The following is a 21,875-nucleotide window of genomic DNA, read 5'->3' on the forward strand; positions in this document are numbered from 1 at the left end:
CGACGATGGCAGGCCGCCAACCTTTCCCTATTTGCAATGCGTCTGAACAGGAGGAACACATGACCAACACGGAAATTGCCAAGGATTTCACGGAGCTTCTCAAGCGCGGTGACTACGAAAGTGCTGCCGAGAAATACAACGCCGACGACATCGTCAGCTATGAGGCCATGGAGGGGCCGATGGCCGTCTGCCGCGGCAAGGACGCCGTCAAGCAGAAAGGCCAGTGGTGGCAGGAAAACAACGAAGTCCATGGCGGCTCGGTCGAGGGCCCTTATGTCAACGGCGACCAGTTCGCCGTGCGCTTTACATTTGACATAACGCCCAAGGCCACGGGCCAGCGTGTCACCATGGACGAGGTTGGCCTGTACACGGTCAAGAACGGCAAGATTGCCGAAGAGCGCTTCTATTATTGAGACGGGTTTTCGGCTGTCGGCACATTTCGCCGCATCCTGAGCGGCCAGGATCATGTCCTGGCCGCTATCCGACCTGATGCACATCGTCGTCACGGATCGGCGACCGCGCGCCCGCCATTGAAGAAACTTACTCTTCGATGGTTCTGCCGGGCCGCTGGCAAAGCGCGCCGGGGCTGCTTAATCTGCGGCCAGATTCGAAGTCCGGAAGGCACCTGTTTTGACGATCACCATGTACGGCATCACCACCTGCGACACGATCAGGAAGGCCCGCGTCTGGCTGGATGGCCACGACGTGCCTTACCGGTTCCACGACTATCGGGCCGAAGGCATCGAGGCGGGCAGGCTGGATGGCTGGGTCCGCAAGGTCGGCTGGGAAAAGCTGCTCAATAAGGGCAGCACCACGTTCCGCGAGTTGCCGGACAAGGATAAGCAGGGCCTGGATGAAAGGAAGGCCAAGGCACTGATGCTGGCCAAGCCGACGATGATCAAACGGCCTGTGCTCGAGGTTGGCGACCGCATCCTGGTCGGGTTCAAGCCGGATGTTTATGAGGCGGCGGTGGTCGGGAAGTAGGGCGCGGTACACTCTCAATTCGTCATCCTAGGGCGGAGCAAGGAGCGAAGCGACGCGGCGCAGACCCTAGGATCCATGCCGTTACTTTTGGGCGTCGCAGCCGTGCTGATTCTGCTCCGTTGCATTTCCGGACGGACGTCACGGCATGGATCCTCGGGTCAAGCCCGAGGATGACTAAGGGACAGGTCACTGTCCTCTCAGATACCCCGCCAGTGCCACGGCATTGTTGTGCGCCTCGTCATGGGCGCCGTAGAGCAGCGTCACCTTGCCGTCGCGGAGCAGGGCGCGCAGTTGCGCCACGGCCTCGCCATTGCCTTCCAGTTCGGCACGATACCGCTTCTGGAACTCGGCCCATCGTTCGGGCTCGTGCCCGAACCACTTGCGCAAGTCGGTGCTCGGCGCGATGTCCTTCAGCCATAGCGCCAGCGCGGCATGCTCCTTGCTGACGCCACGTGGCCAGACTCGATCGACCAGGACCCGCTGCCCGTCATCGAACGAGGGTGGTTCATACACCCGCTTGACCGCGATCTCGAAGGCCATCCGCTCTCCTTCGTGCGCTCTCGTCAGGCCCACTCGCCCTTGCGCATGACCGGCACGCGACTGCCGTCCCTGCCGACGCCGTCGATGTCGATCTTGTCCGAGCCGATCATCCAGTCGATGTGGATGAAGCTCTTGTTGCCGCCGCGCTCCGCGATCTCGGCCTGGCTGAGCGAGGCGCCGTCGACGAAGCACTTCGAATAGCACTGGCCGAGCGCGATGTGGCAGGCGGCGTTTTCGTCGAACAGCGTGTTGAAGAACAACAGGCCGCTCGCCGAGATCGGCGAGGAATGCGGCACCAGCGCCACTTCGCCAAGCCGGCGTGCGCCCTCGTCGGTGTCCAGCACTTTCTTCAGCACGTCCTCGCCCTTCGAAGCCTTCGCCTCGACGATCCTGCCGCCCTCGAAACGCACCGAGATCTCGTCGATCAGCGTGCCCTGGTAGGAGAGCGGCTTGGTCGATGAAACATGGCCTTCAACCCGCCGCGCATGCGGCGTGGTGAAGACCTCCTCGGTCGGGATGTTGGGATTGCAGGTGACGCCGTTCTTGGCGGTGGAGGCGCCGCCCATCCACTCATGGCCGTCGGCCAGCCCGACCGTCAGGTCGGTGCCCGGCCCGGTGAAATGAAGCGCATGGAAAGCATGGCCGTTGAGCCATTCGGTGCGGCTGCGAAGGGCGGCATTGTGCGCCTTCCAGTTGCCGATCGGATCTTCCACGTCCACCCGCGAGGCGGCAAAGATGGCGTCGGCGAGCTTGGCCACCGCAACGTCGTCGGCATCATCGGGGAAGACCTGCTTGGCCCAGGCGAGATCGGGATAGGCGACGATGTTCCAGTTGATGTCGAAGCCGGTGATCTTTTCCAGCGCCGGCTGGTAGGCCATCGAATTGGCCTTGTTGGCGCGCGCCACGTTCGCCGGGTCCTGCGCCGACAGGAGCGAAGGATCTTCGCCGCGCACGGCAAGTCGCGCCGCATTGTTGGAGAAGGCTTTGGCCATGCCTTCATAGAGCCAGCCGGCGGCGCGGTCGAAGCCGGCGTCCGCGCCATAACGAAAGCGCGCCAGCGTGATCTCGTCATCGTTGAAGATCGGCGTCACCAGCCCCGCGCCGGCCTTGTAGGCATGCTCGACGATGCGCCGGGTCAGCGGCAGCGCGGCGATGGAGGAGGTCAGCACCAGGTCCTGCCCGGGCTGCAATTGCAGCCCCACTTTGATGGCGACTTCGGCCAGCCTGTCGAGCTTCACCGGGTCGATCGTTGCGGAAACGCCGCGCGAATGTGTGGTCATGATCCTGCCTGCCGTAGTTTGATGTCGGACTCTACATAGACCGGCGCCACGGTGCTTTCCACCGTGATCGCATCGCTCGTGCCCGTCTTCGCGGAGCCGAACCGCGCCATCGTCGCCTCGATCTCTTCCCTGATCCAGAGCTTGAAATCCCGGACCTTGCGGCTTTCGGCCTTGGCGGCGGAGGTCACCAGCCAATAGCCAAGCCCGCTCTGGGCGCGGATCCCGAACGGCGCGACGAGCCGCCCGTCCGCCAGCGCGTCGGCGGCGAGCAACTGCCAGCCCAGCATCACGCCATGGCCGGCAATCGCCGATTCCAGGCAAAGCATCGGATCGGTGAAGCGAGCGCCCTTCAGGAAAGTGACTGGTTCGACACCGGCGGCGTCGAACCAGCTTTCCCAGTTGATCATCGCTCGTTCGTCGGTAATCGCGCAGGTCTGGGCAAGGTCTTCGATCGATTTCAGTTTCTTCGCTATCGAGGGCGCGCAGACCGGGAACACCTCTTGTGCCAAAAGCAACTCCGCCTTGCTGGCCGGCCATGTGCCGTCGCCAAGCCGGATGGCGATATCGATATCGGAATGGTCGAGGTCGGCCAGCCGCACCGAGGCGTCGATGCGCAACAGCACGTTGGGATGCCGGGTGAAGTGATGCGACAGCCGCGGCAGCAGCCATTTCGAGGCGAATGCCGGCGCCACGGAAACCACCAGCGTGCATTGTCGCGCCTCGTCGGCCAGCGCCACGGCCTGGGTGAGCTCGCGGAAACCCGCGCCGAGGCGCATCGCGAACATGGCGCCGAATTCCGTCAGGACCAGCCCCTTGGCCGTTCGCTCGAACACGGCCTGGCCGAGCTGCTGCTCCACGCGCTTTATCTGCTGGCTGACGGCGCTGGCCGAAACGTTGAGTTCGCCGGCGGCCGCGGCGAGCGAGCCGAGACGGGCGACGGTCTCCACGGCGCGAAGGCCGTTGAGGTGGACGCGGTTGAGCATGGCCATTGAGTTTTTCTAAACCAGCGGGGCTGAAATCTCAATTGAAAGTGATGCCGAAAGCGCAGACTTTATTCACGGGACAGGCCTGCGGAGGCTGACATGTTGAGGCTGTTATCGTCGCTCAAGATAGTATTCCCTGTGCACGAGCCGCCAGACGGCTGCGAAATGGTCGCCTGGCTGGCCGATCCGCTTGCGCATCCCGTGCTCGACGCCATGTCGGAGCGTGAGCTCGGCGACATGCCGTTCCGGCTGACGGCGCGACGCACCGCCCACGAGACGGCGCAAGCGGGCTGCCGCTGATTGGTGCTGACGGTCCGGCGCCTGGCCCAACGCAAGCGCGTTGTGTCGCCGGTCTTCGCACTTATTGTGCACCGCGATGACATCCGCCACCTCAACAGCGCTGCGGTTCGCTTTCGCCGGCATGATCGCCATGGCTGTCGCCATGGGCATTGGTCGTTTCGTCTATACGCCGATCCTGCCCGGCATGATGGAAGAACTCCATCTGTCGGCGGCCGATGCGGGCTGGATCGCGTCAGCCAATTATCTCGGCTACCTCGCCGGCGCCTTCGCCGCGGCGGGCGGCTGGGCGCATGGACGCGAGCGCCTGCTGATGCTGGCCGGCCTCGGCGCCAGCGCCTTGCTTGCCGCGCTGATGGGCTTGTCGGATACGATCGCCGCCTTTCTCGTCATCCGCTTTCTTGCAGGCCTGGCCAGCGCCTTCGTCATGGTGTTCCTGGCCAGCATTGTTTTCAGCCATCTTGCCGCGGCCGGCCGCAGCGATCTGCAGGCGTGGCATTTCGGCGGCGTCGGCCTCGGCATCGCCCTGTCCTCGGTGCTGATGGCGGCCCTGGTCAGCGAACATGCCGGCTGGGCGGCGGGTTGGCTGTGGTCGGCGGCGATCTCGGCTTGTGGCTTCGTCGTGGTGGCGCTGCTGGTGGACAGCGGTCCGCTGGCCAGCGGCGATACCGGCCGCGAGCCGGCGCTGCCAAAAGACCGCTCGCTGACCAAGGTGATCGTCGCTTACGGCTTGTTCGGCTTCGGCTACGTGGTAACGGCTACCTTCCTTGTCGCCATTGTCCGGCAAGGCGGCGGCGGACGCGTGTTCGAGGCGGTGGTCTGGATGGTCACCGGTCTTGCCGGCTTTCCCTCGGTCTGGCTCTGGCAGAAGATATCGGCGCGGATCGGCCTATACGCGACCTATGCGCTGGGATGTTTCGTCGAGGTCGTCGGCATTGTCGCAAGCGTCGCGGTGGGCGGGCGCACCGGGCCGCTGCTCGGCGGCCTGCTCGTTGGCGGCACGTTCATCGCCATCACCGCGCTTGGCCTGCAGACCGCGCGGCAACTGGCGCCACAGGCCCCCCGGCGGACCTTCGCCTTGATGACGGCTTCGTTCGGTCTTGGCCAGATCATCGGCCCGATTGCCGCCGGGCTCCTGGCGCAGGCGTCGGGCGATTTCTTCCTTGCCTCGATCGCCGCCGCGGCCGTTCTGGTCGCCTCCGGCGTCATCATATGGTCGGCCGCGCCAAAATCGCCATGATTGTGGGTTTGCTCGGTGCCGGGCATCGGGCATGGGCATTTTCTTTCCCCCTAATGTGTGACTTTATGCCTGCTGAACCCAGCTGATTTGCGCAAAAATCGAGGAATTCGCCACAGTGTTCGTATCCTTCTTCCCGCAGCCGAAGCTGTTTTTCTCTTCGGCCGCCGTCTGGAGCCTTGCGGCGATCCTGTTCTGGTTTTTCGGGGGTGAGCAACTGGGCGCCGTCTTCGGCCTGCCGCCGGCAGCAGCCGGTGCACCGCCCATTATCGGCATCGCCGTCCTCGTCTCGAAGCCGTTTCTCTGGTTCTACATCTACTTCGCGTTCTGCGTGGTCGCTTTCTATGCGTTCTGGAGCTGGTATTCGCCGCATCCGTGGCAACGCTGGTCGATCCTGATGACGGCGGTCATCCTGTTCTTCATCTATTTCAATGTGCAGGTCAGCGTCGCCGTCAACGCCTGGTACGGGCCCTTCTTCGACTATGTGCAGGGGCTGATGTCGGGCACCGGAAAATCGACCAACGCCGAATTCTACATTGGGCTGGCCGATTTCTCGTGGCTTGCGCTGGTCGGCATGAACGTGCAGGTGGTCAACGCCTTCATCGTCAGCCATTGGATCTTCCGCTGGCGCACGGCGATGAACAACTATTTCGTCGAGAACTGGGGCAGGCTGCGCCACATCGAGGGCGCCTCGCAACGTATCCAGGAGGACACGATGCGGTTTTCCCAGATCATGGAAGATCTGGGTTCCAGCTTCGTCCAGTCGATCATGACGCTGATCGCCTTCCTGCCGGTCATGATCCAGTTGCAGGCCCATATAACCGAGTTGCCGATCATCGGCGCGATCCCCCAGCCATTGGTGGTCGCGGCACTGGCCTGGTGTCTGTTCGGAACGATTTCGGTCATGATTGCCGGCATGAAGCTTCCAGGGCTGCAGTTCCGCAACCAGCGCGTGGAGGCGGCCTACCGCAAGGAGCTCGTTTACGGCGAGGATCATGCCGACCGGGCCCAGCCCGCCACCACCGCCGCGCTGTTCGCCAATGTTCGCCACAATTATTTCCGGCTGTATTTCCACTACATCTATTTCAATGTCGTCCGGTACACCTACCTGCAGGCCGACAATATTTTCTCGCTGCTGATCCTCGGGCCGTCGCTGGTCGCCCACAAGATAACGTTCGGCGCGCTGAACCAGATTTCGAATGCATTCGGCAAGGTGACAGGTTCCTTGCAGTTCCTGCTCACCTCCTGGTCGACCATCGTCGAACTGCAATCGGTGCATAAGCGCCTGCGCGCCTTCGAGGCGACGCTGCAGGGCGAGCCGCTGCCGGAAATCGACCAGCGCTATCTGGCGCGGCAAGGCGCCGAGGATCCCGCTTAAGTCAGGAAAGACCTGGGTGCGAAACGGGTCGGCGGCTCAGCCGCCGACGGAAGCCTGCTTCTGGCCAGAACCCTGCCGCGAGATGTAATCGCGAAAACTGATGCATTCGACGTCTGATTTGACGCAGACCTCGCCGGCAAAACGCTCCAGCGCGTTCCAGTAGGCGCCGTCATTCATCAGCGCGAAATGGAAGCCGAGTTGCAGCGGAACGCGCTTGCCCCGGTATTGATCCTCGAAGGCGGCGCGGAAAGCCTGGTAGGTGCGGTCCGCGAACTCGCCTGCCTTGCTCGGCCGCTCGAAGCCGCCGGAATGCCTGACATAGAGATTGTAGTCCATGGCGATCACCGGCCGCGATTTCGGTCCTTCCGGGATCTGCGGCAGTGAAAAGCGCGCGAGGCCGGCGGTGGTCGGCGGCTGGACCGGGCCGCGCGAGACGCCGCTGGCGTCGAACCGGTAACCGGCGGCGGGCAGCGCCTCGTAGAGCGCCTTGCTCGTCGACAGATAGGGCGCGCGGAAGCCAACCACCGCATGCCGCGCGAAATCGCGCCAGCCGGTCGGCTCGGGCTCGATGCCGTTGATCGCATAGGCGTTTTCGAGGATGTGCTCGAACGAGGCGAACTCCTTCAGCCAGTCGGCCTTGCTCCAGTCCTTGCCGTCGAAATGGCCGCAGCCATGACTGGCGATGTCATGGCCTTCCGATGCCGCAAGCCCGATCTGCTCCAGCCGCTGGCTCACTTCCTGCGTCGAGGCGGCGAAGCCGATGTTGGATTTGCCCGATGTCTTGCCCGGCGCGGTGTATTGGCTGCGCGTTTCCGATGACAGCAGGAAGACACAGGAGAGGAAATAGGTGAAATGCGCTCCGGTGCGCTTCGCCAGCGCCCGGCTGCGCTTCCATTGCGAGATGTCGCGGGCGCTGTCGAAGGAGATGATGACGACCTGCTTCGGCCTTGCCGGCAAAGGCGCCCGCGAGCCGGGTGGATCGGCGAAAGCCGCACCGGCCGTGGCAAGCGAAGCGAGACAGAACGCGGCAACGCGAGACGAAAAGGATATTGGCAACAGCTACTGACCCCGGGGCGGTTTTGGCCCCGCTATAGCGCAAATGTGGCGTGGGTGCGGTGGCCTTTTCGTCCGTTTGCCCCGCGAATAGGTGATTTTCCGGTCGAACCCCTTCCATGCCGACAAAATTTCGCTAAAACGCGGGCTCGCGAACGCTCCGGCCCGGGGCAGGAATGGTTTTATTGATGTCCGACGACAGTTTTATCCGTGAAGTCAACGACGAGATCCGTCGCGAACAGGCGCAGAAGCTGTGGGACCGTTTCGGCCCGGCCCTGCTTGTGGTCGCGGTGCTGGTCGTGCTCGGCACCGCCGCCTTCGTCGGCTACCGCTACTGGGACGAGACCCGCGCCAACCGTTCGGGCGATGCCTTCTCGCAAGCGTTGAAGCTGGCCAATGACGGCAAGAACGACGAGGCGCTGGCCGCGCTCGATCAATTGGAGAAGGATGGCTACGGCGCCTATCCGCTGCTCGCCCGCATGCGCGCTGCCACCGTCAAGGCCGACAAGGGCGACGTCGATGCCGCCGTCAAGGATTTCGACGAGGTGGCGGCCGACGCCGCCATTCCCCAGGGCATTCGCGACATGGCGCGGTTGAGGGCGGCGCTGCTGCTGGTCGATCACGGCTCCTTCGCCGATGTGTCGAGCCGCGTCGAGGCCCTGACCTCGGACACCAACACCCTGCGCCACACCGCGCGCGAGGCGCTCGGGCTGGCCGCCTGGAAGGAAGGCAAGACCCAGGATGCGCTGAAGCTGTTCGACCAGATCGCCGCCGATGACGGTGCCCCGCGCAACACCCGTGAACGGGCGACCCTGATGTCCGAGCTGATCCGCGGCTCGGGCAGCGCGTCGTGACATATGAGCTTCAAAGTCGCCATCATCGGCCGGCCTAACGTCGGCAAATCGACTCTTTTCAATCGGCTGGTGGGAAGGAAGCTGGCGCTTGTCGATGACACGCCGGGCGTCACCCGCGACCGCCGCGTCCATGCGGCAAAGCTTTACGACCTGCATTTCGACGTCATCGACACTGCGGGTTTCGAGGACGCCGCCGCCTCGACGCTGCCCGGCCGCATGCGTGCGCAGACCGAGATCGCTATCCGTGAGGCCGACCTGATCTTCTTCACCGTCGACGCCAAATCCGGCCTGTTGCCGGACGACCGGACCTTTGCCGAGATCGTGCGCAAATCCGGCAAGCCGGTCGTGCTGGTCGCCAACAAGGCCGAGGCGAAGGGCGCGCAGGGCGGCATGCTGGAGGCCTGGGAGCTCGGGCTTGGCGAGCCGGTTCCGGTCTCGGCCGAACACGGCCAAGGCATGCCCGACCTGCGCGACGCGGTGATCGCCGCACTTGGCGAGGCGAGAGCCTTTGGCGAAGATGAGGACGACGACGAGGAGATCGCCTCCAGCGAGGTGCTGATCGGCGAGGATATCGCCGATCCCGACGCCGACGAGGTGCCGGCCTATGACGACACCAAGCCGATGCGCATTGCCGTCGTCGGCCGCCCCAATGCCGGCAAGTCGACGCTGATCAACGCACTGATCGGCGAGGAGCGGCTTTTGACCGGACCGGAAGCCGGCATCACCCGCGATTCCATCTCGGTCGATTGGGACTGGCGCGGCCGCCGTATAAAATTGTTCGACACCGCCGGCATGCGCCGCAAGGCCAGGATCCATGAAAAGCTCGAGGTCATGTCGGTGCAGGATGGCCTGCGCGCCATCCGCTTCGCCGAGATCGTCATCATCGTGCTCGACGCCACCATCCCTTTCGAGAAGCAGGATCTCCAGATCGCCGACCTGATCATCCGCGAGGGCCGCGCGCCGGTGATCGCCTTCAACAAATGGGACCTGATCGACAATCCGCAGGAACTCTTGGCCGAACTGCGCGAAAAGACCGAACGGCTTTTGCCGCAGGCGCGCGGCATGCAGGCGGTGACGGTTTCGGCCGAGACCGGACGGGGCCTCGACAAGCTCATGGAAGCCGTCATCCGCACGCACAAGGTCTGGAACAGCCGCGTCTCGACCGGCAGGCTCAATCGCTGGCTGGAAGGCATTCTTGCGCATCATCCGCCGCCCGCGGTTGCCGGTCGCCGGCTGAAGGTTAAATATGTCACGCAGGCCAAGACGCGCCCGCCGGGCTTCGTCGTCTCGTGCTCGCGCCCGGATGCGATGCCGCAATCCTATGTCCGCTATCTCACCAACAGCCTGCGCGAAGCCTTCGACATGCCGGGCGTACCGATCCGCATGGCGTTGAGGACTTCGGACAATCCCTTTGCCGGCAGGGCCAAGAAGCGCTGACGTCCGGGGGAAGGGTGCCAACCCTTCGACGCGGTGTAGACCCTGGAATGACGAAGAGGGGCTGCGACCAGGGCCTAGGCGACCTTCAGCAGGTTCTCATCCGTCCGCGCGCCCTCCGGTAGTGCCTGCCGCGCCGCTTCCAGCAGGATATCGGCGAGGCGGGCGGCCACCGGTTCGGGTTCGGCATCCCTGCGGTGCAGGAACAGCGTCATCCTGGGCAGCGCCGGCAGACCGGCAATCTCCGGCGTCATCGCGCTGACGCTGGCCGGCAGGCCGATGTCGGTGCGGATCGTCAGCCCGAGCCCGGCTGCCACAGCCGCCCAGATGCCACCAAGGCTCGGGCTGGAGAAGGCCATGCGCCAGGGCAGGCCGGCGCGGTCGAGCGTTTCGGTTGCGACCGTGCGCAACAGGCAAGGTGCTTCCAGCGCCACCAGCGGCAGCGGCTCGCCATGGCGCAGGCTGGTCTCGATGCGCTTTGCCGGGCCGATCCAGCGCATCTGCACGTCGGCGACATGCTGGCTGTATGGCAGCGTCGCGCCGCTGTGCCAGGCAAGTGCGATGTCCAGGCTGCCCGAGATGATCCGCTCCGCGAGCTCATGGCTGCGCGCGATGCGGGCCTCGATCTTGACTTTGGGATGGGCACGGGCGAAGCGGCCGAGCACGTCAGGTAGCACCGCCTCGCCAAAATCCTCCTGCAGGCCGAGCCGCACCCAGCCTTCCAGCTCGACATCATGGATAGCGGCGGCCGCCTCGTCATTGAGCTCGACCAGCCGCCGCGCATAGCCGAGCATGGTCTCGCCGGCTTCCGTCAGTGCCAGCCCGCGTCCCGACTTGCGGAAGATAGGCGTCGCCGCCTGCTCCTCCAGTTTCTTCAACTGCGCGCTGACCGCCGAGGTCGAGCGGCCAAGCCGGTCGGCCGCCTTGGCGAAGCTGCCAAGCTCCATTCCGGTGACGAAGCTTCTGAGGACGTCGAGGTCGAATGTCACGCGTCGCATGATAATCCCGTTTTTTAGGATTGTGCGTCAAAAACTTCCTGATTTTATGGACAAAGCTATGGCGATAGACATGCGCCGTCAAGGCCGGTCACCGGGCCGCAAACGGGAATGAAACCATGTCCGCCATCGTCACCCGCACCGATTGTCAGTCGACGCCACGGGCCGAAGGCTCCGGCTCCAGGACCTTCGCGCCCAACCACCGCTGGAAGGTGCTGGGCATCGGCGTCGCCGCCAATGCCGGTTTTTCCGCTACTTTCTCCGGCATACCGGCAACCGCGGTGCTGATGCGGCAGGGCTATCATCTCGGCAATGCTCAGCTCGGCCTGGCGCTTGGCCTTCTCGGTCTGGGCGTTGCGCTCAGCGAACTGCCCTGGGGCCTGCTCACCGATCGCTGGGGCGATCGCCGTGTGCTTTTGACCGGGCTCGGCGCCACGGCGGCGTGGCTGTTCCTGATGGCGTTGCTCATCGTTCCATCCTCGTCCGGCGAGCCGGGCGTTCATGTCCTGGCCGCTGCCTTGCTCGTCACCGGCCTGCTCGGCGGCAGCGTCAACGGTTCGAGCGGCCGCGCCATCATGGGCTGGTTCCGCGAAGGCGAGCGCGGATTCGCCATGAGCATCCGGCAGACGGCGGTGCCGCTTGGCGGCGGGCTGGGCGCTCTTGTCCTGCCCTCGCTTGCCGCCAGGCATGGCTTCGCGGCGGTCTATGGCCTGCTCGCCGCCTTCTCCGTGATCTCCGCCTTCTTCGCCTGGCGCTGGCTGCACGAACCGCCGACGCAGGGTTCGGCCGCGCCGACCGTTCTGGCCGGGCCCCCGCCGCTGCGCAATGTCGAGGTCTGGCGCATCGCAGCGGCCATCGGCCTGCTGTGCTTTCCGCAAGTGGCCGTACTCACCTTCGCATCGGTCTTCCTGCACGACTTCGCCGGCATGGGGACCCTGGCCACCAGCGCAAGCCTCGCCGCCGTGCAGACCGGCGCCATGGCGATGCGCGTCTGGAGCGGCCGCTTCACCGACCGCCACGGCAACCGCCGGCCGTTCCTGCGCCTGTGCAGTGCGCTCAGCGCGCTTGCCTTCACGCTGCTCTGGCTGCTGGTCCTGGCCGGCCCGACCATATCAGGCGGCCAACCCGTCGTGATGGCCACGCTTCCCGTGATGCTGATTGTCGCAGGCATCCTGGTCTCCGCCTGGCATGGCGTCGCCTACACCGAGCTTGCCACGCTTGCCGGCGCTGGCCATGTCGGCACCGCGCTCAGCCTGGCCAACAGCTTCGTTTTCATAGGTTTCTTCCTGGTTCCGGTGGCCATTCCGGGGCTCTTGCATCTCTGGTCCTGGCCCGGCGTTTGGTTGTCGGCGGCGGCGTGCGCGTTGATCGCGTGGCCCATCTTCCTGCGGCCGGCCTCCATGTCCGTCCCGCCGCAAAACCGCCCCACTTCGCAACCACGAGCCTGAGCCGACCGGGAAAACCCGATCGAAGCTGTTAACGTCCCATCAAGGTTAATGCATCATTTTGCTCTCCAGTGGGGTCAGTAGCGTTCCTGGAGAGAGTTCCGTGCATCGACGTGTCTTGACGCGCCTTGTTGCCGTCGCCGGTGAGAAGAAACGCAGCCTCGTGGCACCTTTCATCGTCGGCCTCGGCATCTGGATCGGATTTCCGACGGTTTCCGCCTACCAGGATATGACGAGCCTCGTTTCCGGCCTCGAGGCGCCGACCCGCTGGAATTCCTATGTCGAGAAATCCGTCGCCGGATCGGTCCATGCCGCTGAGATGCCGTTTGTCGACGACGCTGTGACGGGTTCGCTCTCCGGATCGGGGGTGCGCCTGCCCGGCGTCGGCGCCGTCTCCTTTCGCGGCAAGGGCGGCAAGGTCAGCACTACGCCTGATGAGGACCGCATCGTGCGCGCCGACAAGAAGGGCCGCATCGTCCAGATCTCTCCCGTCGCCCCGCCGAAGAACTTCAACGCCGGCTCGATCTTCGAGCGCACCTCATCCCTGCTGCGGCCCAGCATGGACAGCGGCCTGAAGATGGCTTTCGCCAAACCCCAGATCAAAGGCAAGGAAATCCAGATCGCCGCGGCATTCCACGCGCGTGAGGACAAGAAGCCGGATCCCGGCGTGTCGCCCATGCTTGCCGCCCTGGTCAACAACGATCATCCGGATGTGCTGGCGACGGCCTATGCGCAGGCCGCGCCCGATTATGCCAAGGCGTCGCCCTTCGAGGCCCTGCTCCAGGACGAGGAGCCCAACAGCGGCCGTTTCATCCCGCCGATGGCCAAGGGCGACCATTCTTGGATCCAGAATCCGCTTCCGGCGAGCGTCTTCTCCAAGCCCGAGCAAAAATGCCTGGCCAACGGCATCTACTTCGAGGCGCGGGGCGAATCCGTGCGCGGCCAGGCCGCCGTTGCCCAGGTCATCCTCAACCGTGTCCGCAATCCGGCCTATCCCAATTCGATCTGCGGCGTCGTCTACCAGAACGACAGCTGGTTCAACCGTTGCCAGTTCTCCTTCGCTTGCGACGGCAGGAAGAAGCGCATCGACAACCCGGTCGCCTACAAGGCCGCGCAGGATGTCGGCATGGCGGTGACCGCCGGCAAGGTCTTCATTCCCGAAGTCGGATCGTCGACCCATTACTATGCCAATTACGTCCATCCCAACTGGGCGCGCACGATGCAGAAGATGACCAAGATCGGCCTGCATATCTTCTACCGCACCTATGGCGGCGGCTGGAGCTGAACGCCCGATAGGCGTCCATATTTTTGCGCGGCTGCGCGGTCTCTCGAAGAGCCGTCGCGCGGAGGATTCGCTCAAGGCGTTCGCGCCGCCATGGCGGGCACGATGTCGCACCTCTCTATTATATTGATTTCATTGTATAAAATACATGGTAACGAACTTCCGCCCGTGGCTTGACGGGCGCAAACCCTCTAACTATGTTGCCGGCGACTTTAGAAGCGGACGGACGGTGACGGTCTGCCCGGGCAGGGGGGTTGCGATGGCCGACGAAACTGGGCCAGGCGGAACCGGAGAAACCGGCCGCGGCAAGCAGCACGAAGCCGCCATCCGCGACGACGAACTTGAGCGCCGCCGGCGTGAACTTGAAGCATCGCTTGCGACAAGACGGCCGGACCGGCTCGAGGGGAAAGACGCGAAACCAGTGACCGGGTACGGTCAGGCACTCAAGCTGTCCAGCGAGTTCATCGCCGGGGTGGTAGTCGGTGCCGCCATCGGCTGGATCATCGACCGTCTGGCGGGGACATCGCCATGGGGTCTGATCGTGTTTCTGCTGCTTGGTTTTGGCGCGGGCGTGCTCAATGTCATGCGTTCGGCAGGCGTTGTGGCGGAATTCGGACAGGGCGACAAATCGCGCTCTGGCCGCGACGACAGCAAGTGACCGCCGTTCAGGCGGCACTTGGAAATAGCCGCCTTTCGACGGGCGGCATGGTAACAAGGCCGCATGCGGCACTGACGGGGTTTGAACGTGGCAGCTGACAAGGTCGATCCGATCCACCAGTTCCATATCAACAAGCTGATACCGATCGATATCGGCGGTTACGACTTGTCCTTTACCAATTCGGCGCTGTTCATGGTCGCGACCGTGGTCGTCGCCGCGGCATTCCTGTTTCTGACGACGTCGAGCCGCAGCCTCGTTCCCGGCCGGCTGCAATCGATCTCCGAAATGGCCTATGAATTCGTCGGCAACATGTTGCGCGACGCCGCCGGCACGCAGGGCATGAAGTTCTTTCCCTTCGTGTTTTCCCTGTTCATGTTCGTGCTGGTCGCCAACCTGCTTGGCCTGTTTCCGTATTTCTTCACCGTCACCAGCCACATCATCGTCACCTTCGGCCTCGCCGTGTTGGTTATCGGCACCGTGATTGTCTACGGTTTCGGCAAGCACGGCCTTGGTTTCCTCAAGCTGTTCGTGCCGCAAGGCGTGCCGGTGTTCCTGCTGCCGCTGGTGGTGCTGATCGAAGTGATCTCGTTCGTGTCGCGCCCCGTCAGCCTCTCGGTTCGTCTGTTCGCCAACATGCTCGCCGGGCACATCACGCTGAAGGTCTTCTCCGGCTTCGTGGTCAGCCTCTCGGCGCTGGGCGCGGTCGGCGTCGCTGGCTCGGTGCTGCCGCTGGCGATGGCCGTGGCGTTGACCGCGCTCGAACTGCTGGTCGCCTTCCTTCAGGCCTATGTCTTCGCGGTGCTGACCTGCATGTATCTCAACGACGCCCTGCACCCGGGGCACTGATAAAAAATTTCCGGCGCAAGAGTTTTCAACATTGCCGCCGGAATGGAATCGCAACGGAATTTCAGATCCAAAGGAGTTGAACAAATGGACGTAGAAGCAGCAAAGTACATCGGCGCCGGCATCGCTTGCCTCGGCATGGGCGGCGCGGGCATTGGCCTCGGCAACATCTTCGGCAGCTATCTCTCGGGCGCGCTGCGCAACCCGTCGGCCGCCGATGGCCAGTTCGGCCGTCTGATCTTCGGCTTCGCCGTGACCGAAGCTCTGGGCATCTTCTCGCTTCTCATCGCGCTGCTGGCCCTGTTCGGCTGAGCCCCTGTTTGGCTGAGCCGCCATTTGGCTAAGCTATGGGAAGATTGGACAGGCCGGCCGCGAGAGCGGCGGGTCTGATATCAGGGGATAGTCCATGTTCGTGACATCTGCCTTTGCGCAAGAGTCCGCGCCTGCCACCGAGGCTGGCCACGCTGCGACGGAAGGCGACACGCATTCCGGCACCAGCGTGCCTGCCGAAGCTCATGGCATGTTTCCGCCATTCGATCCGGCGACGTTTCCGTCGCAGCTTCTTTGGCTGGCGATCACGTTCGGGCTCTTCTACCTCTTCCTGAAGAGGGTGGTGGTGCCGCGCGTCGGCGGCATCATCGATGTCCGCAACGACCGTATCAGCCAGGATCTCGATCAGGCCGCGAAGCTGAAGGGCGAGGCCGACGCCGCCGTTGCTGCTTACGAGCAGGAGCTGGCGGAAGCCAAGAAGAACGCCAACGCCATCGGCCAGCAGGCCAATGACGCGGCCAAGGCGGAAGCCGAGACCGCGCGCAAGAAGATCGAGGCCGCGCTCGACGAGAAGCTCGGCGAGGCCGAGGCGCGCATTTCTTCCATCAAGGCCAACGCCATGAAGGAAGTCGGCAGCATCGCCGAGGACACTGCCTCGGCGATCGTCGAGGCGTTGGTCGGCGGCAAGGCCAGCAAGGCCGAGATCGCGGCCGCGGTCAAATCCGTGGCCGGGTGAGGAGCGCATCATGGACGCCACATCTCTTGCAACGCTCTGGGCCACGATCGCCCTGGTCATCTTTTTGGGCATCGCCATCTACATCAAGGTGCCCCGCCTGATCGCCAAGGCGCTCGATGCCCGCGCCGCCAGGATCAGCAGCGAGCTTGACGAGGCGCGCAGGCTGCGCGAGGAGGCCCAGCAGCTGCTTGGCCAATATCAGCGCAAGCGCAAGGAAGCCGAGCAGGAGGCCGCAGACATCGTCGCCGCGGCCAAGCGCGAAGCCGAACTGCTCGCCGCCGAGGCGCACAAGAAGACCGAGGACTACGTCGCGCGGCGCACCGCTCTTGCCGAACAGAAGATCGGCCAGGCCGAGCGCGAGGCGATCGGCGAAGTGCGCGCCAGCGCCGTCGACATCGCCGTCGAAGCCGCTCGCACGCTGCTCGCCGGCAAGATCGACGCCAAGGCGGGAGCCAACCTGTTCAAGACCTCGCTCGCCGATGTGAAGGCGAAGCTGAACTGAGTTGATCGCATCGAACAATCAAAGGCTGCCTGGGAAACCCGGCGGCTTTTTTGTTGGCTGGGATAATCTCCCCCCTCGAGGGGGAGATGTCGCCGAAGGCGACAGAGGGGGTCGGTACGTCCTGGCGCGACCTTCTGTCCGGCGAAAGAGCAGGTCGGCGCTTCACGCGCGGCGACCCCCTCTGGCCTGTCGGCCATCTCGCCCCTCCAGGGTTTCTCGTGGGGGGAGATATGCGCTCGGCTGCTTTCGCCCTAATCCAGCCCGGCGAAGCTCTCTTCTTCCACCACCTCGGCACCTTCAAGCCTGAATGGCGCGAACGACACGCGGTGCAGCCGCGCCACCGGCCCGTGCGTCTCGATCGCGGTGCGATGGCGGACCGTGGCATAGCCCATATGCACTTCGAAGCCGTAGTGCTGGTGATGGCTGCCGCAGCCGCACATCATGCGGTCGCGCATCACCTTGGCGACGATCGAGGCGGCGGCGATGGATTGCGAGCGCTGGTCGCCCTTGATCAGCGCGCGCCCCGTGCAAGGCAGGCCCGGCGGCACGTCGCGCCCATCGGCAAGCGCGAGCTTCGGCTGCACCGGCAGGCCGGCGACCGCACGGCGCATCGCCTCCAGGCTCGCCTTGAGGATGTTGCTGCCGTCAATGCCCTCGGCGCTGACCGAGGCCATCGACACGCCGAGCGCGGAGCCGATGATGCGCACGAACAGCGCCTCGCGTTGCAAATGGCTGAGCCGTTTGGAATCGTCGAGGCCGTCGGGGATGTTGGCAGGGTCGAGCACGACCGCAGCCGCCACCACCGGTCCGGCCAGCGGGCCGCGTCCGGCCTCGTCCATCCCCGCGACCGGCCACAGGCCTTCGGCCATCGCCTTCGTCTCGAAGGAGAAATCGGGTTTCTCGACGATTTCGAAGAGAGGCGGAGAATCAGAACGCGCGCGAGCCATGTTGCGGCGAGGTTCGCATCGGCTCTGATTCTCCGCAAGTCCCTCCGGGTCGGGTGGGGCGCCGGACCGGGAGGGCACCGTCTGCAGGCCGGGGCAGGCCGGACGGGATTTTTCGCCACGGCGGCAAACAGCCGCGGTCGTTCAAAGCAGCATCAACTGCTCCTGGTCCTTGCCGGCGGCGACGAACTGGTCGGTCCGCAGCGTGCGCCGCTCGGCATTGAGACCGAGCCGCTTGGCGGTGATTTCGAAGCGCCGGCCGATCTGCCAGGCGTAAGGACCCGCGCCCTTCATGCGCTTGCCCCATTCCGAATCGTAATCCTTGCCCTCGCGCATCGAGCGGATCAGCGACATCACATGGCGATAGCGGTCGGGATAGTGGCGCAGCAGCCAGTCCTTGAAGATCGGGCTGACCTCGAGCGGCAGACGCAGCACGACATAGCCCGCCTCGCGTGCGCCGGCATGGTGCGCCGAATCGAGGATGCGTTCCATCTCCTGGTCGGTCAGCCCGGGGATGATCGGCGCCACCATGACCGAAGCAGGGATGCCGGCATCCGCAAGCTGCCTGATCGCCTCCAGCCGCTTGGCCGGCGTCGAGGCGCGTGGCTCCATGGTGCGCGCCAGCATGCGGTCGAGCGTCGTCACCGACAACGCCACCTTGGCGAGGCCCCGTTCAGCCATGCGTGACAAGATGTCGATATCGCGCGTCACCAAGGCGGATTTGGTGACGATGCCGACCGGGTGGCCGCGCGCCTCCAGCACTTCGAGGATCTCGCGCATGATCCGATACTGCTTCTCGATCGGCTGGTAGGGATCGGTATTGGTGCCGATGGCGATGGTTCGCGGCTGGTAACCGTCCTTCGACAGTTCCTTGTCGAGCAGGCGCGCCGCGTCGGGCTTGGCGAACAGTTTGGATTCGAAATCCAGCCCCGGCGACAGGCCCATGAAACTGTGCGTCGGCCGCGCAAAGCAATAGACGCAGCCATGCTCGCAGCCGCGATAGGGATTGATCGAGCGGTCGAAGGAGATGTCGGGCGATTCATTGCGGGTGATTATGGTACGCGGCTTCTCGACCTGCACCTCGGTCTTGAAGGGAGGCAGTTCCTCCAGCGAGTTCCAGCCATCGTCGAAGACATGCCGGCTGACCGGCTCGAACCGGCCGGACGGGTTGATGCCTGCCGACCGGCCGCGGTTGCGGTCCGGACGCACGCGCATGCCGCTCTGCTCGATCATCGCGTTGGCCATTTCGGCTCGTCCTGCTCCGAAGGCGGCAATGTCGGCGCGCATGATCGGTTCCATCTTCGCCCGCTCCCAGGGACTGTCCATGTTGTTTCGAATCGCTCTGTTCATGAATTTAATCCTATTTGCCGAACGAGAACAAAGCAAGAACTTTCTATGGTGCGCCGCAAAAACTGGCGCTGCGTTCCGCTTTCCGCTATTCGGCAAATGATGCTCACCGTTCTCATAGAGACCCACAATGACGAGGAGGGCCTCGCTCGCACCTTGGCGACGCTGATCGGCGGCGCCGTGGAGGGCGTGGTTCGCGAGGTCATCGTCTGCGACGCCGGTTCCACCGACCAGACCCATCGCGTCGCCGAGCATGCCGGGTGCCAGTATGCGACCGACGGCGTCGCGGCGGCCATCCGGCACGCGAAGGGCGATTGGCTGTTGCTGCTGGAACCGGGCGCGCGGCTGGTCGACGGATGGATCGGCGAGGTCGTTGCGCATACAGCGAGGCAAACCATGGCGGCGCGGTTTTCACGCACACGCGCCGGCCGCGCGCCATTCCTGGCCCGTATCTTCTCGGGAAACCGTGCCTTGGCCGACGGGCTGCTGATCAGCAAGCGCCAGGCCACATCCTTGTCGAAAAGAGCCGGCAGCGCCGAGGCTCTCGCTCGCGGCCTGGCGACCAAGCGGCTGGATGCCGAAATCTGGGCCGCTCCGGCAAAACAAGAGCACCGCCCGTCCAAATGATTTTGCAGCTGCTCTGTCTACGTGCGTTGCACATGTGACGCGCAGCCAGTTTCCGATCACGCGGGTGCCGGCGCGCAGGCCGCGGCTGATGATGGAAGTGGTTTCGGTGTCTCGCGGTCCTCGCGCCGGCGCTTCCACGGCGAGCCGGTCATTCGCTAAAACGCATCTCGACAGGCATCCAGCGAAGACGACGTCTGGCTTGACGCTGTGCCTTGCTTTCCGCGTCGTAGTCGACCGGGATCGGTTCCTGACTGAACGACCTTTGATCGTCCAGGGCGTTGATGATGACGATTGCCCTGGCATCGTCCTCTCCGGCGATTGCGGCGGTATAGACACCGCATTCACCGCAGATAAGGTAGTCGGCCGTCCCCAATCCAAAACGGTATTTCTTCAATCGCTGGATGTCCTTGACTGAGATGACCAGTCTGCCGTCCGGATCGGCGACGGCGCGCGAGCCATGCTTCGTACAGAACGAGCACTGGCAGGCGCGAACCTCGATTTTCGATGGATCGAGCTCGGTTGAAAATCGAAGGCGTATGTTGCCGCAATGGCACCCGCCATTATGCACTGTCATCGCGTCCGCCCGTCTTCAACGGCGATGGCCGCCGCCGCGAGACGATACGTCCTGCCGCATCCGGTTTGGAATGGTCTTTCGAAGGCGAAGGCGGTGTTCTGCCTGGCAAACGCGGCGTGAAACCAGCGCCTTGCCTCGGCTTTCACGGAGCCGACATGCCGCGCCGCAGGTGCTCGTCCAGGCGCGGCATGATCTCGACGAAGTTGCAGGGCATGTGCCGGTAGTCGAGCTGCGCCTTCAAGATGCCGTCCCAGGCATCCTTGCAGGCGCCGGGCGAGCCCGGCAGCACGAAGACGAAGGTGGCGTTGACGACGCCGCCGGTCGCCCGGCTCTGGATCGTGGAGGTGCCGATCTTGTCGTAGGAAATGCGGTGGAACACCTCGGAAAAACCATCCATGCGCTTTTCGAAGATCGGCTCCAGCGCGTCCGGCGTCACGTCGCGCCCGGTGAAGCCGGTGCCGCCGGTGGTGATGACCACATCGATCCCATCATCCTTCGACCAGCCGAGCACCTTGTTGCGGATCTTGTCTCCATCGTCGGTGACAATGTCGCGGGCGGCGAGGATGTGGCCGGCATCCGCGATGCGATCGGCCAGCGTCTGGCCGGACCTGTCGTCGGCAAGGCTGCGCGTGTCGGAAACGGTCAGCACCGCGATGCGGACCGGAATGAAGGAACGGCTCTCGTCAGTCCTGGCCATGGGCATCTGCCTCCGCCGTCATGCTGCGCGTCGCGGCGACGAACCAGTCGGGTTGCCGGGCGCGGATGTCCGCGGCCGCGCGCTTGGCGACATTGCCGGTCTCGAACAGGCCGAAGCACGTGGCGCCGGAACCCGACATGCGGGCACAACCGGCCCCGGCCTTGTTCAGCACCGAAAGTGCCTTGCCGATGGCGGGCTCGATGGCGCGGGCCGCCGGCTCGAGATCGTTGCGCGTTATCTCCAGCCAGTTGCGCAGGCCGTGGAAGTCAACCACATGCGGCAGCGGCGGCAGCGCATCATTGTCGCGCCGCGACAGCGCGTTGAATACGTCGGCGGTCGAGACCGCCTTGCCGGGATTGACCAGCACCAGTCCGAGCGCCGAGAAATCAGGCACGATCGACAGCTCCTCGCCGATGCCGCGTGCAATCAGCGGCCTGGCTGCCAGACACATGGGAATATCGGCGCCAAGCGAAAGCCCGATCCGCGCCAGCGCGACATCGTCGATGTCGAGTTGCCAGCTTGCCGCAAGCCCGCGCAGAACTGCTGCCGCATCGCTCGACCCGCCGCCGACGCCGGAAGCGACGGGCAGGTTCTTTTCGAGCTTGATGGCGACCGGCGGCGTGCCGCGAGGACCGGCTGCCTGCCGCAGCGCGTCACGCGCCCTGAGCACCAGATTGCTGCCGTCGACGGGAACATCCGGAGCGTAGCGGCCGGACACGCTGAAATCGTCTCGCTCGGCAAGCGCGATCTCGATCCTGTCGCCAAAGCGCGTGAACACCGCCAGGCTTTCGATCAGATGATACCCGTCATCGCGCCTGCCGGTGACATGCAGAGCGAGGTTTATCTTGGCGGGCGCCGGCCATATCCGGACGCGCTGGCCGGATTCCAGGCTCTCGATTGCGAGTGAAATGAGGA

At 64.4% G+C, this 21,875-nt stretch carries 25 protein-coding genes; 15 read left to right on the top strand and 10 right to left on the bottom strand.

The window, feature by feature from the left end; all coding sequences use genetic code 11:
* Positions 1–59 precede the first annotated feature (59 nt).
* Both FJ942_RS01705 and FJ942_RS01710 read left to right on the top strand, forming a co-directional pair.
* Positions 60–413: a nuclear transport factor 2 family protein gene (locus FJ942_RS01705; protein WP_140497937.1), complete on the top strand. Its 354-nt coding sequence runs from the start codon at positions 60–62 to the stop codon at positions 411–413.
* Positions 414–630: 217 nt separating this feature from the next.
* Positions 631–984: an ArsC family reductase gene (locus FJ942_RS01710; RefSeq protein WP_140514738.1), complete on the top strand. Its 354-nt coding sequence runs from the start codon at positions 631–633 to the stop codon at positions 982–984.
* Between the two features lie 186 nt (positions 985–1,170).
* Here FJ942_RS01710 and FJ942_RS01715 read toward each other — a convergent pair whose 3' ends face one another.
* Genes FJ942_RS01715 through FJ942_RS01725 form a run of 3 tightly spaced genes read right to left on the bottom strand, consistent with a single transcriptional unit; the run spans position 1,171 to position 3,793 of the window.
* A complete protein-coding gene (locus FJ942_RS01715) occupies positions 1,171–1,524 on the bottom strand; it encodes a DUF488 domain-containing protein (protein ID WP_140514740.1) in 354 nt (117 codons plus the stop codon).
* A gap of 23 nt (positions 1,525–1,547) precedes the next feature.
* Positions 1,548–2,804 carry an aminopeptidase gene (locus tag FJ942_RS01720; protein ID WP_140514741.1) on the bottom strand — a complete coding sequence of 419 codons (1,257 nt, stop codon included), beginning with the start codon at positions 2,802–2,804 and terminating at the stop codon, positions 1,548–1,550.
* Complete coding sequence (locus tag FJ942_RS01725) at positions 2,801–3,793, bottom strand: LysR substrate-binding domain-containing protein (protein WP_140671790.1); 993 nt, start codon at positions 3,791–3,793, stop codon at positions 2,801–2,803. The genes FJ942_RS01720 and FJ942_RS01725 overlap by 4 nt, the downstream gene beginning before the upstream one ends.
* 93 nt (positions 3,794–3,886) lie before the next feature.
* Here FJ942_RS01725 and FJ942_RS01730 point away from each other — a divergent pair, with 93 nt between their 5' ends.
* The 3 genes from FJ942_RS01730 to sbmA all read left to right on the top strand — a co-directional run bounded on the left by FJ942_RS01730 (position 3,887) and on the right by sbmA (position 6,699).
* On the top strand, positions 3,887–4,087 hold the full coding sequence (locus FJ942_RS01730) for a hypothetical protein (RefSeq protein ID WP_140520836.1): 201 nt from the start codon (positions 3,887–3,889) through the stop codon (positions 4,085–4,087).
* 76 nt (positions 4,088–4,163) lie between these two features.
* Complete coding sequence (locus tag FJ942_RS01735; RefSeq protein WP_140514745.1) at positions 4,164–5,324, top strand: YbfB/YjiJ family MFS transporter; 1,161 nt, start codon at positions 4,164–4,166, stop codon at positions 5,322–5,324.
* Between the two features lie 115 nt (positions 5,325–5,439).
* The gene (sbmA, locus tag FJ942_RS01740) at positions 5,440–6,699 is read left to right on the top strand and encodes a peptide antibiotic transporter SbmA (protein ID WP_140497950.1); all 1,260 of its coding nucleotides are present in this window, start codon (positions 5,440–5,442) and stop codon (positions 6,697–6,699) included.
* A gap of 36 nt (positions 6,700–6,735) precedes the next feature.
* Here the strand turns inward: sbmA and FJ942_RS01745 are convergent, their stop codons facing one another.
* A complete protein-coding gene (locus FJ942_RS01745; RefSeq protein ID WP_140558293.1) occupies positions 6,736–7,749 on the bottom strand; it encodes a polysaccharide deacetylase family protein in 1,014 nt (337 codons plus the stop codon).
* 191 nt (positions 7,750–7,940) lie between these two features.
* Here FJ942_RS01745 and FJ942_RS01750 point away from each other — a divergent pair, with 191 nt between their 5' ends.
* Together FJ942_RS01750 and der are read left to right on the top strand one after the other, a co-directional pair.
* Positions 7,941–8,606 carry a tetratricopeptide repeat protein gene (locus tag FJ942_RS01750; protein WP_140514747.1) on the top strand — a complete coding sequence of 222 codons (666 nt, stop codon included), beginning with the start codon at positions 7,941–7,943 and terminating at the stop codon, positions 8,604–8,606.
* 3 nt (positions 8,607–8,609) lie between these two features.
* Positions 8,610–10,043 carry a ribosome biogenesis GTPase Der gene (gene der, locus FJ942_RS01755; protein WP_140497954.1) on the top strand — a complete coding sequence of 478 codons (1,434 nt, stop codon included), beginning with the start codon at positions 8,610–8,612 and terminating at the stop codon, positions 10,041–10,043.
* 74 nt (positions 10,044–10,117) lie between these two features.
* On the opposite strand, the gene FJ942_RS01760 is transcribed toward der, so the two are convergent.
* Positions 10,118–11,038 carry a LysR substrate-binding domain-containing protein gene (locus FJ942_RS01760; RefSeq protein ID WP_140497956.1) on the bottom strand — a complete coding sequence of 307 codons (921 nt, stop codon included), beginning with the start codon at positions 11,036–11,038 and terminating at the stop codon, positions 10,118–10,120.
* A gap of 116 nt (positions 11,039–11,154) precedes the next feature.
* Here FJ942_RS01760 and FJ942_RS01765 point away from each other — a divergent pair, with 116 nt between their 5' ends.
* The 7 genes from FJ942_RS01765 (at position 11,155) to FJ942_RS01795 (ending at position 16,771) form a co-directional block, all read left to right on the top strand.
* On the top strand, positions 11,155–12,483 hold the full coding sequence (locus FJ942_RS01765) for an MFS transporter (protein WP_140818323.1): 1,329 nt from the start codon (positions 11,155–11,157) through the stop codon (positions 12,481–12,483).
* 100 nt (positions 12,484–12,583) lie between these two features.
* Positions 12,584–13,765 (top strand): cell wall hydrolase, encoded by a 1,182-nt coding sequence (locus tag FJ942_RS01770; RefSeq protein ID WP_140818321.1) that lies wholly within the window; start codon positions 12,584–12,586, stop codon positions 13,763–13,765.
* A gap of 256 nt (positions 13,766–14,021) precedes the next feature.
* Complete coding sequence (locus tag FJ942_RS01775; protein ID WP_140498124.1) at positions 14,022–14,420, top strand: AtpZ/AtpI family protein; 399 nt, start codon at positions 14,022–14,024, stop codon at positions 14,418–14,420.
* An 87-nt stretch (positions 14,421–14,507) separates the two neighbouring features.
* Positions 14,508–15,266 carry a F0F1 ATP synthase subunit A gene (locus FJ942_RS01780; protein ID WP_140497962.1) on the top strand — a complete coding sequence of 253 codons (759 nt, stop codon included), beginning with the start codon at positions 14,508–14,510 and terminating at the stop codon, positions 15,264–15,266.
* 84 nt (positions 15,267–15,350) lie between these two features.
* The gene (locus FJ942_RS01785) at positions 15,351–15,575 is read left to right on the top strand and encodes a F0F1 ATP synthase subunit C (RefSeq protein WP_140497964.1); all 225 of its coding nucleotides are present in this window, start codon (positions 15,351–15,353) and stop codon (positions 15,573–15,575) included.
* A 94-nt stretch (positions 15,576–15,669) separates the two neighbouring features.
* Positions 15,670–16,269 (top strand): F0F1 ATP synthase subunit B, encoded by a 600-nt coding sequence (locus FJ942_RS01790; RefSeq protein WP_140497966.1) that lies wholly within the window; start codon positions 15,670–15,672, stop codon positions 16,267–16,269.
* A gap of 10 nt (positions 16,270–16,279) precedes the next feature.
* Complete coding sequence (locus FJ942_RS01795; RefSeq protein ID WP_140897133.1) at positions 16,280–16,771, top strand: F0F1 ATP synthase subunit B; 492 nt, start codon at positions 16,280–16,282, stop codon at positions 16,769–16,771.
* A 251-nt stretch (positions 16,772–17,022) separates the two neighbouring features.
* On the opposite strand, the gene FJ942_RS01800 is transcribed toward FJ942_RS01795, so the two are convergent.
* The gene (locus FJ942_RS01800; RefSeq protein ID WP_140514759.1) at positions 17,023–17,718 is read right to left on the bottom strand and encodes a ribonuclease HII; all 696 of its coding nucleotides are present in this window, start codon (positions 17,716–17,718) and stop codon (positions 17,023–17,025) included.
* 141 nt (positions 17,719–17,859) lie between these two features.
* Entirely contained in the window at positions 17,860–19,014 is a 1,155-nt protein-coding gene (locus tag FJ942_RS01805; protein ID WP_140514951.1) for a PA0069 family radical SAM protein, read from the bottom strand.
* Positions 19,015–19,164: 150 nt separating this feature from the next.
* On the opposite strand from FJ942_RS01805, the gene FJ942_RS01810 reads away from it, so the two are divergent.
* Positions 19,165–19,689: a glycosyltransferase gene (locus FJ942_RS01810; RefSeq protein ID WP_140818473.1), complete on the top strand. Its 525-nt coding sequence runs from the start codon at positions 19,165–19,167 to the stop codon at positions 19,687–19,689.
* A gap of 148 nt (positions 19,690–19,837) precedes the next feature.
* On the opposite strand, the gene FJ942_RS01815 is transcribed toward FJ942_RS01810, so the two are convergent.
* From FJ942_RS01815 to FJ942_RS01825, 3 genes are all read right to left on the bottom strand, one after another.
* Complete coding sequence (locus tag FJ942_RS01815) at positions 19,838–20,083, bottom strand: hypothetical protein (protein WP_140671798.1); 246 nt, start codon at positions 20,081–20,083, stop codon at positions 19,838–19,840.
* 322 nt (positions 20,084–20,405) lie between these two features.
* Positions 20,406–20,960, bottom strand: coding sequence for a molybdenum cofactor biosynthesis protein B (gene moaB, locus FJ942_RS01820; RefSeq protein ID WP_140818319.1), 555 nt, complete (start codon positions 20,958–20,960; stop codon positions 20,406–20,408).
* Complete coding sequence (locus FJ942_RS01825; RefSeq protein WP_140497978.1) at positions 20,947–21,849, bottom strand: 4-(cytidine 5'-diphospho)-2-C-methyl-D-erythritol kinase; 903 nt, start codon at positions 21,847–21,849, stop codon at positions 20,947–20,949. The genes moaB and FJ942_RS01825 overlap by 14 nt, the downstream gene beginning before the upstream one ends.
* Positions 21,850–21,875 lie beyond the last annotated feature (26 nt).

Origin of the sequence: Mesorhizobium sp. B2-4-2, assembly GCF_006442845.1 — a bacterium.
Lineage (GTDB): Bacteria > Pseudomonadota > Alphaproteobacteria > Rhizobiales > Rhizobiaceae > Mesorhizobium.

What these genes read in the sequence shown, in the direction of transcription:
- FJ942_RS01705 (WP_140497937.1), top strand. Translation starts at nt 60, where the DNA reads ATGACCAACACGGAAATTGCCAAGGATTTCACGGAGCTTCTCAAGCGC.
- FJ942_RS01715 (WP_140514740.1), bottom strand. Translation starts at nt 1,524, where the DNA reads ATGGCCTTCGAGATCGCGGTCAAGCGGGTGTATGAACCACCCTCGTTC.
- FJ942_RS01720 (WP_140514741.1), bottom strand. Translation starts at nt 2,804, where the DNA reads ATGACCACACATTCGCGCGGCGTTTCCGCAACGATCGACCCGGTGAAG.
- FJ942_RS01725 (WP_140671790.1), bottom strand. Translation starts at nt 3,793, where the DNA reads ATGGCCATGCTCAACCGCGTCCACCTCAACGGCCTTCGCGCCGTGGAG.
- FJ942_RS01730 (WP_140520836.1), top strand. Translation starts at nt 3,887, where the DNA reads ATGTTGAGGCTGTTATCGTCGCTCAAGATAGTATTCCCTGTGCACGAG.
- FJ942_RS01735 (WP_140514745.1), top strand. Translation starts at nt 4,164, where the DNA reads ATGACATCCGCCACCTCAACAGCGCTGCGGTTCGCTTTCGCCGGCATG.
- FJ942_RS01750 (WP_140514747.1), top strand. Translation starts at nt 7,941, where the DNA reads ATGTCCGACGACAGTTTTATCCGTGAAGTCAACGACGAGATCCGTCGC.
- der (WP_140497954.1), top strand. Translation starts at nt 8,610, where the DNA reads ATGAGCTTCAAAGTCGCCATCATCGGCCGGCCTAACGTCGGCAAATCG.
- FJ942_RS01760 (WP_140497956.1), bottom strand. Translation starts at nt 11,038, where the DNA reads ATGCGACGCGTGACATTCGACCTCGACGTCCTCAGAAGCTTCGTCACC.
- FJ942_RS01765 (WP_140818323.1), top strand. Translation starts at nt 11,155, where the DNA reads ATGTCCGCCATCGTCACCCGCACCGATTGTCAGTCGACGCCACGGGCC.
- FJ942_RS01775 (WP_140498124.1), top strand. Translation starts at nt 14,022, where the DNA reads ATGGCCGACGAAACTGGGCCAGGCGGAACCGGAGAAACCGGCCGCGGC.
- FJ942_RS01785 (WP_140497964.1), top strand. Translation starts at nt 15,351, where the DNA reads ATGGACGTAGAAGCAGCAAAGTACATCGGCGCCGGCATCGCTTGCCTC.
- FJ942_RS01790 (WP_140497966.1), top strand. Translation starts at nt 15,670, where the DNA reads ATGTTCGTGACATCTGCCTTTGCGCAAGAGTCCGCGCCTGCCACCGAG.
- FJ942_RS01795 (WP_140897133.1), top strand. Translation starts at nt 16,280, where the DNA reads ATGGACGCCACATCTCTTGCAACGCTCTGGGCCACGATCGCCCTGGTC.
- FJ942_RS01800 (WP_140514759.1), bottom strand. Translation starts at nt 17,718, where the DNA reads ATGGCTCGCGCGCGTTCTGATTCTCCGCCTCTCTTCGAAATCGTCGAG.
- FJ942_RS01805 (WP_140514951.1), bottom strand. Translation starts at nt 19,014, where the DNA reads ATGGAACCGATCATGCGCGCCGACATTGCCGCCTTCGGAGCAGGACGA.
- FJ942_RS01810 (WP_140818473.1), top strand. Translation starts at nt 19,165, where the DNA reads ATGCTCACCGTTCTCATAGAGACCCACAATGACGAGGAGGGCCTCGCT.
- moaB (WP_140818319.1), bottom strand. Translation starts at nt 20,960, where the DNA reads ATGGCCAGGACTGACGAGAGCCGTTCCTTCATTCCGGTCCGCATCGCG.